This is a genomic window from Mesorhizobium sp. WSM3626, assembly GCF_000513935.1.
In the GTDB taxonomy this organism is placed as follows: domain Bacteria; phylum Pseudomonadota; class Alphaproteobacteria; order Rhizobiales; family Rhizobiaceae; genus Mesorhizobium; species Mesorhizobium salmacidum.
This window is the reverse complement of sequence record NZ_AZUY01000053.1, coordinates 1-16,095: the sequence shown is the minus strand read 5'-3', so window position 1 is coordinate 16,095 and position 16,095 is coordinate 1. Positions and strand designations below refer to the sequence as shown.

Below are 16,095 nucleotides of genomic sequence, written 5' to 3'. Positions count from 1 at the left end.
GGCGGCGATCCAATACGGTTCACCATTCGCTCTCCAGGAACTCTTCAAGGAGCCCCGCATCGGCGGCCAGATTGACAAAGGACCAGCGGCCACGGATTTCTCGCGAATAGCGAATGGCGTCGTGCCAAAGCTGTCGCGGTAGACCTAATTCTGCTCCGGTGAGCGGCCCTCCCGCAGCCTTGAGCGCCGCCTCCATGCGGGCAACCGGCGTTGCCATCGGACGAAGCTCCCGGCGCAGAGCCGGCCAGATTTCCCAAAGTTTGCGATTGAAGGCTTCCGTCTGGCTGTGATCGAGTGCTGTCTTCTTCATCTCCGCAATGCAAAGTGGCCCAAGCTGCGCCCCATAGCGGGCCAGCATCGCGGTCTCATCGACAAGGGTCGGCCTTGCCTGCGGCGGCTCTTCCGTGTCCATCAGCCTGGCTTGCAGACGCGCCATGACCAGCGAGGCAACCCCAACCTGCTGACCGTGAGTGGTACCAGGATGATGCTCTCGCGCGAACATGTCGATCCAGTGGGAGATTTGGTGCTCTCCCATGGAGCCGGGATGGGAAACGCCGGCGAAGCAGACGCCCATCGAGCATAGCGTCAAGACTCGCTGGAGGTGCCCGACTGCGGTGATGTCATGCCTGGCAAGGCCAGACGCATGGGCCAGCATGGGTTCCTCATCGCCCGCCTGCAGCAAGTAGGGCACGTCGGAATAGTAGGTGCCAAACAGCCGATGCGAGGCCCACCAATCGATCTGCGCGGTGGAACGGCAAAGGCTGTCGCCAAGTCCGGCGGCGCTGAGCCAGGTCGGCGCTGCGGCCGAAATACCAAGGTCCAGGAAGATGCCGCGCGGAGCGTGCGAGGGCAGCGAGATTTTGAGCCCTGACGCCAAGGTCACGGACGCTGTCGAGGCGCCATAGCCATTCATCGACGCTGCCGTGCCGAAGACGGCATAAGGCCGGTCGTCAAGGAAGGTTGCTTGCTTGCAGCTGTCGTTGAGGACGCCCGATCCCACGGCCACGACCCCGTCGGCGTGCCGCGTTCTTTCCCTGATCATCTGGATCGTCGCCTCGTCGCAGGCGAGATCGTGAGGCAGCACGATTTCGTCGACATGGGCGATGGCACGCAGGGCCTTGGCAACGCGCCGACCCATCACTTCGAGGGTGTTGACGTCCGACACGACAGCGATGCGGCTGCCCAGCGTCAGAGGCGCAACGAGATCCGCCTCGCGGCCCTCGGTTGTTTCCAGCAATTCGATCGTTTGGAACGGCAGGTCGGCGGCCGCGCCTGTGTTGGGATCCTTCCACTGGCCTGCGACAACATCCTCGATCAAGGCGTTCCAGTTGATCGTTTCAGCCATGGTCAGCCTCCATGAAGGCCGCGAGCCGCCGGTTCCAAGCGGAAAGCGTTGGCCAAAGATCGGCGTGAATCGCAAGAAGTTCGGCATAGCGGCAGGCACGACCCACATCGGGTTCGAAGGACTTAGCTGGTTCGCTGGCCATCGTGAGCGACGCTTCTGCGATCGTGGAAAACCAGCCGACCCCCTTTGCCGCTGCCATTGCCGCGCCGAGCGAGGAGGCTTCCACGGTCGTAGAACGTTTTATGGGACGGTTGAGTGCATCCGCCAGAATCTGCATCCACAGGTCGGACTTCGCTCCTCCGCCGATCGCGATGAAGCGGTCGATATTCTGAGCAGCGGCGGCAGCGGCCCGCTGACTTGTCGCGGCTTGGTGCAGCGCTATTCCTTCCAGCACGGCGCGATAGAGGTCGCCGCGGCGGCTCGAGCCCGAAAGGCCGGCAATTACGCCGCGGGCGGCGCTGTCCCAGTGCGGATCCATGACGCCCTGCCAATAGGGCAGGAGCATTATGCCGCCTGCGCCGATCGGGCTAACCGCGGCTTCGGCCTCAAGCGTCTCCAGGGGGCCGCTGGACCCACACAGCTCGGCGCCGAGCATTTCACGCGTCATCCAGTCGACGAGAAAAGTGCCGGCGCGAAGGCACGTTTCGTAGATATATCCGTCTTCGGCGACCGCCGTCTCGGTGCGGAAGGCCGGGTCATGGACGTAGTCGATGCCGAAGCTGCCGGAGACGACCGCGGTGCCGAGGTTTATGTAGGCGCATCCCGCTTGTAACACACCAGCGCCCGTGCCGGCGCATTGACCGTCGCCGCCGCCGGCGACGATCGGCGTGCCCTCCCGCAAGCCCGTCAGCATGGCGGCTTGCGGGGTCAATTGGCCCAAGATGGTGCCAGGCCGCGCCAGATCCAGCATCAGTCGCCGCGCGACCCCGGCCGCGTCCAATAGTTCGTTCGACCAGTCCATGGTTCGCATGTCGAGCACGCCCATCGGGTCTGCGGAGGCGGTCGACGTTATCCATCGGCCGCTCAAGCGAAAGACCAGGTAGCCGTGCACCTCGGCCATGCGCTGCACCTGGGCAAAGATTTGTGGCTGCTCCTCGCGAAACCAGATCATGCGATAGAGGCATGGGATCACGTCCAGCGGCTTGCCGGATATCGCATGGATGCGTGCCGCGCCGAAGAACTCGCCGAAACTGCGTGCCTTGTGGCGGGCACGCTCATCGAGCCAGAGCGTTGCGGGCCCGATCGCTTCCCCCTGCTCATCGAAAAGGCCGAAGCTTTCGCGCTGGTTGGAAATGGCTAGGCCGGCAATGCGTGCCGGCGAAACTGTTGCCGTCACGGTGCGGAGCGCTGTAACCGTCGAGGCCCACCAATCGGCCGGATCCTGCTCGAAATACCCGGGACGAGGGTTGGACATTGCTATCGACGCACGGCCCTCCGCCACGGCGCGACCGTTGCGGTCCCAGGCAATCGCCTTGGTCGCCGAGGTCGAGGAATCAATGCCGATGACGAGATCCGGAACCATTGCCGCCATTTTGCCAAAGGGGCGAGGACGGTCGAAACCGCCCGTCGCCGAAATCACTGGAGTATCCCGCTAAAGGCCGGCATCCTTGACCTTGCCGTCGACAATACCGGCAATGGCATCCAGGCATGCCTTGGCGTCGCCGCCATAGTCCTGGCCCGTTAGCAGCTTGCCGAGCTCAACCGGGATGTCATTGTTCGACAAATCTGCCCAAATCGGCATGTCCGGCTCCGATCCCATTTGGTTGTCGATGGTGTATTTGATCGCGTCGAAATGGCGTGTGGTGCCCGGTCCAACAACGGCTTTCGCCTTGACCCGAGGGTCGGTGAAGGAGGAATTGCGCATCGGCGAGGCGCCGCCGCCCAGCGTCGACACCCGTGCCATCACGTCCTTCGAGCAGACCCATTGCATGAACAGCCATGCTGCTTCCTTGTTCTTGGAATATTGCGACAGCGAGATCGTGGAACCGCCCTGGTGGCCGACGGCCGGGATCTCATTGAAGCCGCAATCGGCGACGGCGCGACGGCCGGGGACCTCTTTGGGCGCCGGCAGAGCCTCGAACAGTCCTTTGACCTTGGAATCGTTGGCATCGAAGCCGGGGAAATCCTCGCCCCAGGTGATTGCCATGGCGGCCTGTCCCTGTGTCAGGGCCTGCCCCTGACCATCCCAGGTCCATGTCGTGGCGGAGGGCGGCGAGTTCTTGACCAGCTCCTGGTAGAATTTTAGCCCGGCCACCCCGCGCTCGTCGTTGCCGACAAACTTCTTGTCCTTGTTGAAGATCGAGCCGCCATGCCCCCACAGTGCGAAGGTCCAGTCGCATTCGAGCGAATAATGGCCGGACTTGGCCTGGCAGGCCGTGCCAAAGATGCCATTGCCCTTTTCTGCCTCTGTGAGCGCCTGCACGGCCTTGAGATAGGCGTCGAGGTCTGTCGGCAACGCGATGTTGTGTTTGTCGAAAAGGTCTTTCCGATACATCAGGATGAAGATCGGGATATCGAAGGGAATTCCGCATTGTTTGCCATTATACATAGCGATGCCATCGACAAGCGGCTTGGAGAAATCGTCCCAGTCGAAGTTTGGCATCGCCAGTTCTTTGTTCTGGCCGTAGTATTCGCGCGGATCGATGACATCCTGAGCAAACGTCGCCATCCAGGACTGGTCGAGATAGTAGACGTCATAGGTGCCCAGCTGGCCCTGTACGTCCTGCGTAGCCTTGGCGAGAACCTGTTCCAGCGGGACGATCTCGACCTCGACCTCAATGCCGGTCGCCTTGGTGAACTCACCCGCGACGAGCTGGTTGGCGACGATCGTTGGCGGCGTCGCTTCCGAAGTGTAACGGATTTTCGTGCCGGCATAGGGTTTGCCGACATCGGCCAGCCACTTCAGCATATCCGTGTCCTGGGCGCGGGCTTCTTCGACCCCCAGGCCCAGCCCGGCGCGATTGGAGCGGCCGCCGCCCAGCATGGCCGAGCCAAAGGCAGAAAAGCCAACGCCAGCCAGCGCCATCTTCCTCATGAAGTCGCGTTTGGTCATTCGGTTCGCCGTAAAGTCATTGCAGGTATCGGCGATGAATGTCTTCTTGTCGTGATCTCTGAAGCTCATGATCGTTCCTCCTTTGCGATTTGTTTAATTCTTCTCGTTCGGGCCTCACTCCTTCAGCGATCCGAGGGTGAGGCCCCGGACCAGATGCCGTTGAACCAGTAGGATAAAGATGAAGCTGGGTATGATCGCGGACGTGCCAAGTGCTGTGATGTAGCCCCACTCGGTCGCGGTCGAGGTGACAAAAGTCGAGATCTTCACCGGCACAGTGCGGATCGACGTTGTCAGGAACAAAGAGAGCAGGAACTCGGTCCATGAAAAGATGAAACACAGCACAGCTGTCGCGGCGATGCCACCTTTGACCATGGGAACGACCACACGTCGAAACGTCTGCCAGCGCGTAGCGCCGTCAATCAGTGCCGCCTCGTCGACCTCGCGCGGGACATCGTCGAAGAACGACTTCAAAAGCAAGACGGCCAGCGGCAGGTTGATCAAACTGTGAACGAGGATCAGCCCCGTATAGGTGTCGCGCAATCCGAGATCCCGGAACATGAAAACGACCGGTATGACGATCGCGATTGGCGGCATGAAGCGCTGCGAGAGGATCCAAAAAAGGAAAGACTGCTGGCCACTGAACTGCATTCGTGACAGACAATATGCGGCCAGTGTCGCCAGCAACAGCGTCAGTGCCGTCGAGCCGACAGCTATGATCGCGCTGTCGAGAAGCGACTGGCGGGAATCGTAGGAACTGGCGCCCCCCTTGATCACCCCCGCCGCCTCGCCGCCCTGTTCCATGCCTATGTCGACGCGCGAGACGCCAAGCAGCGTCACGCGGTAATTGTCCGGCGTCGGCGTGAAACCGGTGTAGACCGGTCCGCTGCGGTCGAAGATCGCGGAATAGGGTTTGACGGAGGACAGAGCCCACCAGGCGATCGGGAACATGAAGATCGCCACCACCAACACGGCGAGCACGTCGCGGGTGATCATCTGGACGCGGGACGGCTCCATCAGAACCTCACCTTGAAAAGCCTGACAAAGACGTTGGACACGGCGATCAGCACAACCAGCACAATCAGCGACAGGGTCGCGGCGTAGGGGAAGTCTCCGGTGAAGTAGATGCGGCCGGCATAGAATGAAAGCGTTTCGGTAGCCGTGCCTGGCCCGCCGGCAGTGATGATGTAGACGTAGTCATAGATGCGGAAGAGATCGACGCCGCGGATCAGTACGGCGACCGCTATCACCTTGCGCAGCATCGGCAGTGTAAGCCGCAAGAATGTCTGGATGCCGTTGGCCCCGTCGATCGCTGCGGCTTCGAAAGGTTCTTTCGGCAGCGCGCGCAGGCCCGCCAGGATGATGAGCACCATGAATGGCGTCCATTGCCATATGTCTGCCAGCAGGATCGCCAGCAATGCGGTAACCGGCTGCGTCAGGATCGGCTGCGCCGGCGAGATCAGGTCGAGGGCGTAGAGGTAGAACGACAGGACACCGAAAGAGCCGTCCTGCATCAGCAAGAACATCATTCCTGTCACGGCAGGCGGCACGACCAGCGGCAGCGTCATCAGCGCCCGAAGTATCCCATAGCCCTTGCGATCGGTATCAAGCAGAAGCGCAATGAGGATGCCGAGTGCAAGCTGAACGGCCAGTGCGACGAAGGTGTAAATCAGCGTCGTTTCCAAAGAGTGCCACATACGCGTATCCGAAAATGCGCGCGCCCATTGGTGCACTCCCGCGAAATCAAGCTGCCGGGAAACGACATTGCGTTTGTGAAACGACAGCCAGACCGAATAGGCGAGAGGATAGATGCCGAAAACCAGAAGCATCACCGTGATTGGCGCGAGCCAGGGAAAAGGATGCTCGGCCGTCATGAACCGGGGCAGGGCCCAGCTGGACCCCTCCTGCGTGAAGGTTGCCGTGCTCACGGGCAAATCTCCGCTTGGTGAGAGAGATGCATTGGCCTTTCTCCCTATCGGCCAGATCGTGCAAACTTGAACTTTTGTAAGTTTGTTGTGCCTTTTGTTAAGGCAGCGTGTGGGACGCGTGTTGACTTGTCAAGTCAGATCCATGTCGGCGGACGCTGCCCTCGCACGCCGTCCATCACAGCCGGACAGGGATTGTTTTCTGGAACGCGACGGAAGCAGGAGACCGTCTGCATCGGGGTCATCGCTGCATTGAGCCAGTTGCAACTGCGATCACCGACATGGTGGTGATCGCAATGGAGACGGGGAACTACCAATAGCCGACCAGTTCACCAGGCGTGGACGCATCAATGAGAGTGGAGGCGGGCCAAATCTGTTAGCCCGGCGCTCGCCTTAATCCGGCAGTCTGATCTGCAGCTTCACGTCCGCCGGCCGGCCTTCGACCGCGCGGTCGAAAGCCGCGATGGAGTCTTCGAAGGGAAAGGTTGCCGAAATCAGCGGCTTGAGGTCGACCCTACCCGATGCCATCAGCGCGATCGCCCTGTCATATTGGTGGGCATAGCGGAAGACCGTCTCGATGCGGATTTCCTTGGTCGAGGCCGTAGCGATGTCGAACGCCACCGGCGCCACCGGTAGGCCGACCACCACCACGGCGCCGCCGGGTCGCGGCAGATCGAGCAACGTCTCCCATGCTTTGGGCGACCCGGAGCATTCGAAGACGACGTCGGCGCCCCAGCCGGCGGTCAGGCGTTTCACCTCCGCCCCTAGGTTCTTGTCGCGGATGTTGACCGGGACCACACCCTTGAAGCTTTTGGCGATGTCGAGCTTGGGTTGAGCGAGGTCTGCGACGATGGCGCGGGCACAGCCGCCGGCAAGGGCGGCAATCGCCACCATCGTGCCGATCGGCCCTGCCCCAAGCACCACCGCTGTGTCACCCGGCGCGATCTTGGCCTTGGCCGCAGCCTGCATGCCGACGGCGAAGGGCTCGACCATGGCGCCCTCGGCGAAGCTGACATTGTCGGGCAATTTGAAGGTGTAGTTGCCGGGGTGAACGACATGGGCTGTCAATACGCCATGAATCGGCGGCGTCGCCCAGAACCTGACCGCCGGGTCGATGTTGTAGAGGCCGAGCCGGCTCGCTCGCGAATTGGGATCCGGGATGCCTGGTTCCATGCAGACGCGGTCGCCGATCTTCAGATGCTCGACGCCTTCGCCTGTTTCCACGATGGTGCCAGCGGCTTCGTGGCCCAAGACGATCGGCGCTTGGACCACGAACGGGCCGATGCGCCCATGGGTGTAGTAATGCACGTCGGACCCACAGACACCGACCGTATCGATCTTGATACGAACCTCGCCCGGACCCACTGTCTGCGGCAGATCGACATCACGCAGCTTGAGTTGGTGCTGACGTTCAAGGACAAGGGCGCGAACTTTCGTCATCGACGTTAATCTCCTCTAGCCAATTGCCCCTCTCGCCTAGGACCGGCTGCCGCCCTGGTCGAACAGCCAAGCCATGGCTGGTTGGATATGGACCGCCGTTGGCAATCTATCGGACTCTGCTGGTCAGCGTCGATATGGACAAGCGAAGAAGGCTTCCACGGTCCTGCGATCGTGTATGCCCGGCTGGTCGACCACTCCTTCCAGGCGCTACCCAATTTTCCGGCGGAACTGAACGCAAGAGACGTTGTTGGTTAGCAGCGGGTTGCGGTTGCGCCAAAAGTGAGGAAATCTTGGAACACTCCTTCGAGTTTCGAACGACCCTGATGGCCGCCCCCCTCGTCAGCTATGTTGGGGTTCAGCCACCAAGCAATACGCATTGCGGCCTGATCTCCATGCCAGGTTTCATGCGATGAAAGTCTTGGTAGCGGGCGCAACTGGTCTCATTGGTGCTGCGGTATGCGCGCGGCTTAGCCAGGAAGGACACGAGGTCTATCGTGTTGTTCGGCCCAACGGATCGCGCTGTTTTTCAGGGAGCCGCGAGATTGTGTTGGACATCGCGAAGGCCTTGGATCCGGCAGACTGGCATCGCCATTTGTCAGGTGTCGATGCCGTCGTCAACTGCGTCGGCGTCCTGCAAAAAGGGCTGCATGATAGCCCACGCGCGGTTCACCAGAGCGCGGCAGCGGCGTTGTTCAAGGCATGTGCGCAAACAGGGGTCACGAAGGTCATCCATTTCTCTGCAATTGGGGTGGACCGCCTACAGCTCTCCCCGTTTTCGTCCAGCAAGCTAGCGGGGGATGAAGCGCTAACGGCCCTTGATCTTGACTGGGTCATACTGCGGCCCGCTGTCGTACTCGGACGACCCGCCTATGGAGCGAGCGCACTGTTTCGCGGGTTGGCCGCTTTACCACTTCTCCCGGTGATGCCGAATACCGGGCGCCTCCAGGTCGTCCAACTCGAAGACGTCGTGTCCACGGTCGAATTTTTTCTGCGCCCCGACAGTCCTTCCCGTGTGGCGGTGGAACTGGCCGGGCCCGAGGCACTCTTGATGAGCGAGGTCATCGACCATTATCGTCGCTGGTTCGGCTGGAGAAAAGCTCGAGAATTTGTCATTCCGGGCGGGGCTTCCAGGGTGCTCTACCGCTTGGGCGATCTGGCAGGCGCGCTCGGATGGCGGCCACCGATGCGGACCAACGCCGCGAAGGAGATCACGCGAGGTGCGACGGGCGACCCTGAGCCGTGGATGAGGATGACCGGGCTCCAGCCGTCGAGCCTGTCAAGCACACTTGCGACCAACCCCGCGACCGTACAGGAACGATGGTTTGCTCGCCTCTATTTCGTCAAGCCAGCGATTTTCGTCGTGCTTCCTTTTTTCTGGATTATGACTGGCATCATCTCGCTTACCACCGGGTGGCGTAGCGGTGTCGAACTTCTGAGCAATACGGCAGTCAGCGCACTGGCCGAGCCGACAGTGGTGGCCGGCGCGCTTGCCGACATTGCGGTGGGCACGCTGATTGCCTGGCGACCAACTGCCCGGCTGGGACTTTGGGCAGCGATCGGGATCTCGTTGTTCTATGGGGTTTCGGGCACGATCTTGCGTCCGGGACTTTGGAACGAGCCGCTCGGTCCGCTGATGAAGATCCTGCCAATCCTCGTCGTGCACTTCGTCGCGCTAGCGATCCTGGCGGAGCGCTGATGGTCTATTTCCTGCTGAAGTTCCTCCACATCATCGGGGCCGCCATCCTACTCGGCACGGGCGCTGGTATCGCATTCTTCATGCTGCTCGCGCACCGGACAGGCAATGCTGCGACGATTGCCGCAGTAGCCCGGATCGTCGTCATTGCGGATTTCGTGTTCACGGCCACGGCCGTTGTCGCGCAGCCTGTGACGGGGGTCGCGCTCGCCTGGCAAGCCGGCTATTCGCTTTGGGAGGGCTGGATTGCCCTGTCGATTCTGCTCTACATCGTCACCGGTCTGTTCTGGCTTCCAGTCGTCTGGATGCAAATAACGATGCGCAATCTGGCGGCAGAGGCAGCAGCATCCGGCGAGCCTCCACCTGAGCGCTACAGTCGACTGTTCCGGCTGTGGTTTATCTTCGGCTTCCCAGCATTCGCAGCCGTGACCGCGATATTCTGGCTGATGATTACGCGACCCGTCATCGAATGGATCTGAGTTATCATTTGGGCGCGAACGCGGCCTGGTGGCGCTCTTGGCGTGCTGCTCTACCTTCAGATTAGCACCGGCAATCCCTCTGTAGTCACATGCACGTCATCTCCAGTTTACCCATTGGCTTCGGCCGGTGGGCATCTTTTTTGCAGGCCAGAAAAACATTGCCGGGTCGGAGGTTATTGGACCTTAGTGCAGATCAGGGTGAGTCGGGAGCATTCATCGGAACCAAACTCTTATCTGCGGATTGTTCCGCTCAGCATGGAGATGACCCCTCAACTCCGAGCGCCAAGGGCCCGCTGCACTCCCCGAGGCAGCGGGCTTTCTTGTTTGTGGAACCCGAGCCGCCCCTCCTCTGGATGGAGTAGTAAAGGAGGCGCATGTGGAACCGAAGACATTATGCGAACTGCAGGTCCCGCCCGGATTTGGGTGACGCTGCCAATCAGCTCGATGTGCTGCCCGTTCTGCACCTTCGTTGTTTGGTCGCAAATCGAATGCGGCTGTCCATAAGAAGCGATGGAAACGCTCACGCGGTCCTCAGTTACCCGCCGCCGGACGGTTGCGGTTATCGCGACCTCATCGCCGATATTGATGCCCTTGGCCATGACCCAATGACCCCGGGCCGTCGAAAGGCTTCGTCAAGTGATGCCTAGTCTTGCGTCGGCCTAATTCGGCGGCGAACTCTCCGGAGCGTGCGCCATCGGAGTTCCCAGTCGACCTGCCGCTGGATGATCCGCGATAGCTTGATGGCCCGCTCTTCGTCATCAACGAAACTGAAGTTTGGCGCCACCGCCGATGCGCGAACAATTAGAATTTTATGGCGATGCCGACGCGGAAATCATGTGTCTGAAGGGTATGGTCGAGGGTACATCCACCGCCACAATATTCGAGCGACTTCTTACCGAAGAAGGAGAAATCGTACTCGCCGCGAAGGAATACCTCATGGGTCAGCGCCACATCGATGCCGGCGCCTACGAGACCACCCACCACAGTTGCATCGCGCTCCGCGTCCCCACCCGGAAAGAACGTTTTCAGCTTTGCAGCAGTGACGCCGGCCGTGACAAACGGCATATAAGCTCCCATGTCCATCCCGACGCGTCCCTTCAACGAGCCGAACAAGCCAGTTGAAGCGTCTAGTATGCCGGGGCCGGGAATGTCGCCAAACGTGTTCTTCTTGAAGCGGTAGCCAAGCTCGCCTTCAATGCCGTAGACAACCTTGCCCGACTGGAAATTATAGCCAGCAAATCCACCAATGGTTGCCGAACCGACGCTGTGCGTAGCGCTGGCACCGATAGTCGGTTCACTGATCTTGTAATGTTCCAGCGTCCCCGCGCCAAACACGCCCGCGTATGGCCCTTGCCAAGTCCATTGCGTGGTATCGACGGGAGCTGTGATGAGATCGGCCGATAAGGCCGATGCGCTGAACGAAAGCGAAATCAAGGAAGCGAGCAACAGAGCTTTCATAGTAGTCCCCTAGCCGAAGCGCCTATTATCGAATCAACGGCAAAATTTGTATGTAGCTGAAGAGCCACACCCGCGAGCCTCAGTCCTTAGGCGGGGATGGACATCATTGGCACCGAGCGCCGCGAGCAGGGCAAGTCAGCCACGCTGCTCACAGGGGACAAGGCAACGAAGTTAATGAGGCCACCAGCGAGCGAGACCGACGAAGCAAGTCGAGAGCCTCTACCGCACGATCCTCGAGGCCATAGTGCATTTTGAATGCGGTTTGACAGAGTAGGCATACACTGCCCGCCCCCATTTCATCCCGCTTCTCGACGGCCTCAATGATTGCCTTCGCCAGCGCCTCGGCCTCGTGGATCGGTTGCGGCCCGTAGAGGGCGTTGACTATCTCGCGGCTCGGCAGCACGCCGGCCAGACACGTCTCAAAGCCCGCTGGCTCCCGCCGGCGGGCTTTTTCGTTTGATGTTCCACGGCGGCGCAGTCTCCACCGCAAGATTGCTTCCTGGCCTCAGCCTGGATCGCCAGCGCCCCCCGGGCTTGTGCTTTACATCCTAGAGCGCCCGCCGCTGCCGTGAATGGGGCGGCGTGCTGTGGGGCCGGCAGGCCCATGCTAAGAAGGGATCACATCATTAACTCTGGCCAAGTGCGTACCATGACCCATAACGCGAATACGATCATGATCCCAATGGCAAGGTATTCCAGGACCAGGCGAGAGGGCATGCACGACCGCTTTCCAGAACACGACATTTCAGGACATAGCTTCGACCTCTATGTGGTCAATCCCTCGCAACCAACGCCGCCGCCACTCGTTGACCTATGCTGGTTGATCCCAGCACACTCCAAAACTTCCCCGCTGCCGAAAGGTGGCGGGCTTTTTCGCATCGAAATTGACCCGTCTGGCACGGCATGTTGAGCATGCGGCGGGCGATTCCTCAGGCCGGCTTTTTCGTTGGTGTTTCATGGCGGCACAGTGCCCTCGGCACCGAAATTGCATCCTCCTATCAGCCTGGGTCACCCGCCCCGGGCCGGCCCTGGTTCATCCCTAGGGACGCCCGCCGCTGCCGTGAATGGGGCGGCGGGAGCGGGACGTTGCCACACCGGTTAGTTTTTGGCAGCTTGCTTGAGCGGCCTCTCAGCGGCCGGCACCAATCCAAATCATTTTAAGTACCGCTTAAGGCTTCGGAAGTCTTCTTCAGAACTAACCTCGGCTCTCGCTCACCAGAGAAACTGTTGTGCCGACGTCCTGAGCAGCGAGGGCACTTATGACCGCGACCTGCGCCAGCTCTGCCTGTTGATCGCGCGACGCTGAGGCCCAACTCGGCCCCGGCGCAGACCCGAGCGCCGGGGCTTTGTTAAGCTTTGTTAATTCCTATATCCGAGTGATCCTATGCAATCCTAGCCGTATCCGCTGGCCTTCCGCATAGGACAGCGCGAATGATTCCAGTTCAAATGATCGGGTAAGTTCTTGGTCGTTCTCGATGACGCGGACGAACCATTCGCCGCTGGGTTCCGCCACTTCGACGCGCGCCGCCACCTTGCGGAACGGAACCACGTTATCCATCGCATGCCTCCCTAGAAAGCAACGGGAAACGTCGATTTTTATGTGGCTGCCCAATCTTAGATCAAGTGGGATTCGTCCGTTGCGGACTTATGGCTGGGTATCGTCCGGCGCTCCGGTGATCTGGCTAACCGCTGCTTCCGTAAACTTGTGATCCGCAAGCCCCTGAATGAATCGTTCGGCAGGTTCGCCCCATTCGGAAGGCGAGACATTGTTTTCGCAAACAGACTTCATAAAAGCCTCTCGCAGGGCGTCGAGGTCGAAGATGGAAGGGCGTTGGCTGTCCTTATCTGGCATATGCGGGAATATGACGGCCAAAGGCGGGGCTTCAAGGGAGCGACTGCACACTCAGTTAATGTCCTTCAGGCGCGACTGTCAGGCGAGATGCGCCGTGCTGGGAAACGTTTCGCCTCGATCTCGAACTTGATGCTCGCCCGAAACACCAAATCCCCGCCCTCATCTCGCACGTAATGGCTAGCTGGCGGCAATCGCCGTCAGGCAATCTCTCTCCCATTATCTCTGCTAGAGCTTTGATCGCCTCGTGTTCAATGGCGAGGCCTTCACAATCGATCCCATCATCATCCGGGAAGATAGTGTCGTTGTCGTCCAGATCGAAATAGTAGAGTGCCATAGCCCCGAACATGGCGGCTTGGCGTTTGTTCCTCGCCCTTACGCAATTCCGGCCTTCGCGGCTGCGGACAGTGACACCCGACCTGTAGGGAGGGAGGCTGAAAGAGATCGACGACGCTCAGTAGGCGGGGGGTTTGGGGACTTAAATGATTGCCGGCCCCCAGTTGTCGATTTCCCGTGAACTGGCGTGACCGACTAAGCCGAACTGGTCTCGCTTTCCGAGCAGCCGCTCGGCCGGTAGGGAAGATAGATGGCCGTTGCCTAGAAGGATCATGGCCTAAGGACGGCAAGGATCGCGGGGTGAAGAGGTGGACAGTCTCTATCGACGCGATCCTGCATCACGACCCGGCCTGTCTAGATAGGCCCGCAAGATTATGAGCATAGCGGCCCCGACAGTGGGCGGGGGGCTGGGGTTTGCCGGAGCCGCCTGCGCAGTCAGGGTGGATTTGACCGCGCTGTCCGGAATAGGACGGCCCGGTCAAGGAGTCGGCAACTCTTCGTGCCGAGGAGTTCCTCCATTCGGCGGTTATGCTATCCGGAAGACTTACTTGCGTTCCCGCCGCGGCAGGCAACATGCTTTCAGCAATCCCATTGGCCGCAGCAGCGCTTGCCTGAGCCCGCGCTGTGGTCAGGAATGGGAATAGGAACCCGCTCCGTGTAGAGTTGTGGAGCGGGTTCCTGCTGCCTCAACCGTGTCTTATCAAAGCCGCGCTGAGGGCGGCGGCAATGCCTTGGTCGAGCAACAGTGGTGTCTACTGCCCCGCTGATCTGGATAAGCTCCAGCGGGTGTTCGATCGGCTGCGTAGCGAGCGCCGTCTAGCCAAAAAAGACAGGGAACAGCGGGAATCCCTGGCTAGGGAAGTGTTCCAGGTTTTCGATGCCGGGATCACGAACGAAGCCGACCTATTGCGGGCTATTTCCAGGCGGGTAAGACGTCCCGCTTGATGGCGGCTTCTGTGTGGCCTTGTCCATCAGTGGCGCCTTCGGCCTCGGCGGCTTAGTCACCAGCCTGACGATATCGGTATCGATGGTGACGGGAAGCCCAGGTCCACCGCCAAGCTCAAGGAGTTCGGCGAGATTTTTCTCGGCGCCATTGGCGCGCATCAAGCCCGGGCGTCGGTCCGAGGTCTCAATATCGGCGAACTCTGTCGCACTAGGGTGCAAGCGAAGCACAAGGCACAACCCCTATGTCAGCCTGATCACTTTACCCGTTGCGTCCAGGTGGCATCTGATCCGCGCCTGCCGGATCTCGGCGCCACCTTGCCTTTTATAATGTATGCGAACTGCTATCGGGGCCGAGACCGCGCCTCGGCTCAGACGGCGTGCGGAACCTGCGCTCGTCGCATGTATACTCACGACGCCGAAAGGAAAGGCGGCCGACGCAATCGCCTTACGGCAGGCGCGAACAATTGCACTCGGCGTGCCCGGTATAGCTTCGATTGCCGTCACAGCCGATGAGCGACCACCCCCGCCATACGGCCGGAGGATGCGTGGCAGGGAGATGAATTGTGGCACGCCTGCGGCCGGGGCGGTCGTGGCGGTCGTGGCGGCGGGATGACCAGGGGTATTGCCTGGAGGAGCGCCTGCTGGGGTACTTTCGGACGAGGCGCCTTGCCCACTGCGTTGGCCGCTGGCTCCAACGCTTGCGCCTACTGAGCCGTCGCCTGTTCCGACCGAAACTCCGGTGTCGGCCCCTACGCTGCCGACGCTCGCGCCAAGACCGATTGACGCCCCGCTCTGGCCGACGCCCACACTGGTACCAACCCCTACATTGCCGGCCTTGGCCCCAACTCCTGCCTCAATAGCCATGGCAGGTTGAGTCGCGATTACAATCGAGAAAACGGCCGCGACGTATCTGCTCATCGCAATCCTCCATCCTCGNCTGTCATTGACTGAACCCCTCANNCGGGGGTCGCGTGGGAAGCAGCGCGTCTGGCAGCGTGATCGTCGTCAGNCGAACGACCCGCGANTTGGGCACTTCCGCNTTGCCGACNTNCTGCTGCCNCNGGTTAAGCGANCTGCGCCGGGGCGCATGTGCNCNTGCGCGATCNGNGGGGNGTGCCTTTGCCNNGTTTTCGATATGCGAGGTGCAGCGCTCANCCCAGCGCTTGANGNNGTNGANGTCCTTGCGNGCCGAAGCGAGGTCGCGTGNCAGGTCAATGGTTTTTTTGCGCTCCTGATCCGCCGCCTCGTTGAACGCCGTCGATATCCGGGCCAATTCCTCCTTTGCGGCGTCGCGTTCCCGCCGAGCAGTTGCAAGATCACTCGCCAGCGCGTTTGCTCTTTCGCGTTCCTGTGCGAGGGCCTCGCCAGCCTGCCTTNCAGCAACTTCAGCAAGCTGGCTGCCCTGAATGGCGCCGGCCCGCGTTGTTNCTGCCAGCTTCGNGCTCGCCTCCAGCGCTTCGATGGACTGACGNGCCCCGGCGATATCACGCTCCAGGAGCCCGATTTTCCGCCGCTCCCCTTCAATCGTCTGCCTGGCCTCGGCCAGAGACCTTTCCGCGGTATCGCGTGCCGCAAC

Annotated in this window: 11 protein-coding genes; 2 read left to right on the top strand and 9 right to left on the bottom strand. The window is 60.7% G+C overall.

Annotated features, from left to right (window positions below; all coding sequences use genetic code 11):
* Positions 1-19 precede the first annotated feature (19 nt).
* From M653_RS0126665 to M653_RS0126640, 6 genes are all read right to left on the bottom strand, one after another.
* Entirely contained in the window at positions 20-1,345 is a 1,326-nt protein-coding gene (locus M653_RS0126665) for an iron-containing alcohol dehydrogenase (protein WP_027146063.1), read from the bottom strand.
* A complete protein-coding gene (locus M653_RS01000000133625) occupies positions 1,338-2,924 on the bottom strand; it encodes an FGGY-family carbohydrate kinase (protein ID WP_198028838.1) in 1,587 nt (528 codons plus the stop codon). The genes M653_RS0126665 and M653_RS01000000133625 overlap by 8 nt, the downstream gene beginning before the upstream one ends.
* A gap of 12 nt (positions 2,925-2,936) precedes the next feature.
* A complete protein-coding gene (locus tag M653_RS0126655; RefSeq protein WP_027146062.1) occupies positions 2,937-4,466 on the bottom strand; it encodes an extracellular solute-binding protein in 1,530 nt (509 codons plus the stop codon).
* Between the two features lie 45 nt (positions 4,467-4,511).
* Positions 4,512-5,411 carry a carbohydrate ABC transporter permease gene (locus M653_RS0126650; protein ID WP_027146061.1) on the bottom strand — a complete coding sequence of 300 codons (900 nt, stop codon included), beginning with the start codon at positions 5,409-5,411 and terminating at the stop codon, positions 4,512-4,514.
* The gene (locus tag M653_RS0126645; protein WP_245262372.1) at positions 5,411-6,322 is read right to left on the bottom strand and encodes a sugar ABC transporter permease; all 912 of its coding nucleotides are present in this window, start codon (positions 6,320-6,322) and stop codon (positions 5,411-5,413) included. Before M653_RS0126645 ends, M653_RS0126650 begins: the two co-directional genes overlap by 1 nt.
* 390 nt (positions 6,323-6,712) lie before the next feature.
* Positions 6,713-7,759 carry an NAD(P)-dependent alcohol dehydrogenase gene (locus tag M653_RS0126640; RefSeq protein WP_027146059.1) on the bottom strand — a complete coding sequence of 349 codons (1,047 nt, stop codon included), beginning with the start codon at positions 7,757-7,759 and terminating at the stop codon, positions 6,713-6,715.
* A gap of 409 nt (positions 7,760-8,168) precedes the next feature.
* Between M653_RS0126640 and M653_RS0126635 the strand changes: the two genes are divergently transcribed.
* Positions 8,169-9,455 carry an SDR family oxidoreductase gene (locus M653_RS0126635; protein ID WP_027146058.1) on the top strand — a complete coding sequence of 429 codons (1,287 nt, stop codon included), beginning with the start codon at positions 8,169-8,171 and terminating at the stop codon, positions 9,453-9,455.
* The gene (locus M653_RS0126630; RefSeq protein WP_027146057.1) at positions 9,455-9,931 is read left to right on the top strand and encodes a DUF2269 domain-containing protein; all 477 of its coding nucleotides are present in this window, start codon (positions 9,455-9,457) and stop codon (positions 9,929-9,931) included. The genes M653_RS0126635 and M653_RS0126630 overlap by 1 nt, the downstream gene beginning before the upstream one ends.
* 801 nt (positions 9,932-10,732) lie before the next feature.
* Here M653_RS0126630 and M653_RS0126620 read toward each other — a convergent pair.
* The 3 genes from M653_RS0126620 to M653_RS0126600 form a co-directional block, all read right to left on the bottom strand.
* A complete protein-coding gene (locus tag M653_RS0126620) occupies positions 10,733-11,389 on the bottom strand; it encodes an outer membrane beta-barrel protein (RefSeq protein WP_027146056.1) in 657 nt (218 codons plus the stop codon).
* Between the two features lie 1,366 nt (positions 11,390-12,755).
* Positions 12,756-12,947, bottom strand: a complete 192-nt coding sequence (locus M653_RS0126605; protein ID WP_051442818.1) for a hypothetical protein — start codon at positions 12,945-12,947, stop codon at positions 12,756-12,758.
* Between the two features lie 87 nt (positions 12,948-13,034).
* Positions 13,035-13,262, bottom strand: coding sequence for a hypothetical protein (locus tag M653_RS0126600; RefSeq protein WP_156938285.1), 228 nt, complete (start codon positions 13,260-13,262; stop codon positions 13,035-13,037).
* Between the last annotated feature and the right edge of the window lie 2,833 nt (positions 13,263-16,095).

Bases quoted from the DNA above. Each gene is read 5' to 3' on its own strand.
- M653_RS0126665 (WP_027146063.1), bottom strand. From the start codon at position 1,345: ATGGCTGAAACGATCAACTGGAACGCCTTGATCGAGGATGTTGTCGCA.
- M653_RS0126655 (WP_027146062.1), bottom strand. From the start codon at position 4,466: ATGAGCTTCAGAGATCACGACAAGAAGACATTCATCGCCGATACCTGC.
- M653_RS0126650 (WP_027146061.1), bottom strand. From the start codon at position 5,411: ATGGAGCCGTCCCGCGTCCAGATGATCACCCGCGACGTGCTCGCCGTG.
- M653_RS0126640 (WP_027146059.1), bottom strand. From the start codon at position 7,759: ATGACGAAAGTTCGCGCCCTTGTCCTTGAACGTCAGCACCAACTCAAG.
- M653_RS0126635 (WP_027146058.1), top strand. From the start codon at position 8,169: ATGAAAGTCTTGGTAGCGGGCGCAACTGGTCTCATTGGTGCTGCGGTA.
- M653_RS0126630 (WP_027146057.1), top strand. From the start codon at position 9,455: ATGGTCTATTTCCTGCTGAAGTTCCTCCACATCATCGGGGCCGCCATC.
- M653_RS0126620 (WP_027146056.1), bottom strand. From the start codon at position 11,389: ATGAAAGCTCTGTTGCTCGCTTCCTTGATTTCGCTTTCGTTCAGCGCA.
- M653_RS0126605 (WP_051442818.1), bottom strand. From the start codon at position 12,947: ATGGATAACGTGGTTCCGTTCCGCAAGGTGGCGGCGCGCGTCGAAGTG.